Raw genomic sequence first — 1,781 nt, 5'->3', positions numbered from 1 at the left:
GGAAAGCTCAGAAATGGAGAGAGTGAGATGAAACATAAAATAAATGCGCTAGTCTGGTACAAAATGACTTGGCAAAGACCATTTACTTTTGACAATATAGTTTCGTTAGTTAGTCACATAGCAACTAGTGAAGCTAAAGTCCGACCACTAGTATTTGAAATCCGTTCAGAGGGTGGAAAAATCAATTACTTTCTAGGCATAGATAAAACAGAAGTAAATACAATTTTTCAGTTGTTTAAATCACACGGCAATATTGAGTTTGGTCAAGAGCTGGTAGCTAATACTACGCTGAGAAAGCCCGTAAAAGTCGCCAAGAAGCTACACATGACCAAGCCTATACTTTCACTCAAAACAGACAATGCGGAGAATCTAGCCCGCACCACGCTTGCTGGTATGGCTCAGGTGGCGACTGGCGACCAAATCGCAATTCAAATTATAATTGGCTCAAATACGCTTCAACCTGAGAACTTGCCTAAAAATCTACCTTCTCCAGAGGCTAGCTGGTGGAATATTATTGCTGGCAATGTGCCAAACGCCTCTAGTGATATTAGAACGTCCATAAAAGATAAAGTTAGTTCACATCGTTTACCATGCGTGATTAGAATCGGCGCTTACGCAAAAGAGGAAGCTAAAGCCAAAAGCTACATTTTAAACGTTTTATCTTCCCTTAGAGGTTTAGAAGCTCGAGGCATACGTATTTCTATGCAAACAGAACAACCGCTCTATTTGAATCAAGTTAAAACCTTATTCAGATATCCGCTAAGATTAAACGTCAAAGAACTGGCAAACTTGTTTTTACTGCCAGTTGGCAAACTGGATTTTCTAGGTGTTGCACCGCTACACCCGAAAATTCTATTGCCTCCTAAAAACCTGAGGAATCCAACGAAAAATATTCGTGCCTTTGGCGAAACTTTGAACGAGAATCCAGAAGACAAGCACCTGTTACATCTTGATTTGCACAACGCTTTAAAAAATTTGTTTGTCGTTGGACCGACTGGAAGCGGTAAGAGTGTAATCTTAGAAAACTTAGTCCTAGCAGATATTGAAAATGGACATGGTGCAGTTGTGATTGATCCAAAATATAGTTTGGTGGCTTCAATCGCTGAAAAAATACCAGAACACAGACTTAAAGACGTGGTTATTCTGGATTTAACCAGTAATAAACCACTCGGAATAAATCCACTTAGCTTTATAGATGGTAAAAGCCCTGAACTAGTCGCTGAGACGGTTTTAAGTAGCTTGCGTGGATTGTTCCCAGATTTTGGAATATACACAGAAGAACTGCTCACAACAGGGCTTTTAACGTTAGCTAGAAACAAGAACACCACTCTTTTACATTTACCCTTGTTGTTCACTAACGAAAAATTCCGCCATAAAATGACTGCCAACCTTACAGACATGTATTTAAAGAGCTACTGGCAAGCCTTTGAAGCTCAATCCGAAAAAGACCGCAACCAACAATTAGCCCCACTTATTCGCCGTTTAAACGTACTTTTAATGCGCCCAGCTTTCAGGGGCTGTTTAGGACAAGCAGAGCCAAAGTTTAACCTGGGAGATGTGTTCACAAAAAATAAAATTCTATTAGTTCCGTTAAATTCTGGCGTCGTTGGGCAAACGGTGGCTGAGATGGTTGGCAGTCTAATTATTAACCTACTCTTTGACGTGGCAATGAAGCGAGCCGAACTAAGCGAAGAACAAAGGCAGCCGATTTCTTTGGTGGTGGACGAATTTCATGCCTACATTAAAAAATCGGCTGGTAAATTTGAACAAATTTTGGCGCT

General features: G+C 40.4%; 1 protein-coding gene. It reads left to right on the top strand.

Going from position 1 to position 1,781, the window contains the following annotated elements:
- Positions 1-27: 27 nt before the first annotated feature.
- Positions 28-1,781 (top strand): type IV secretory system conjugative DNA transfer family protein (locus AC5KOD_RS02685; RefSeq protein WP_496912998.1); only part of this gene is annotated, 1,754 nt, incomplete at its 3' end.

The organism is Vagococcus sp. WN80Y (assembly GCF_059621045.1).
This window is presented reverse-complemented; position numbering and strand designations above follow the sequence as displayed.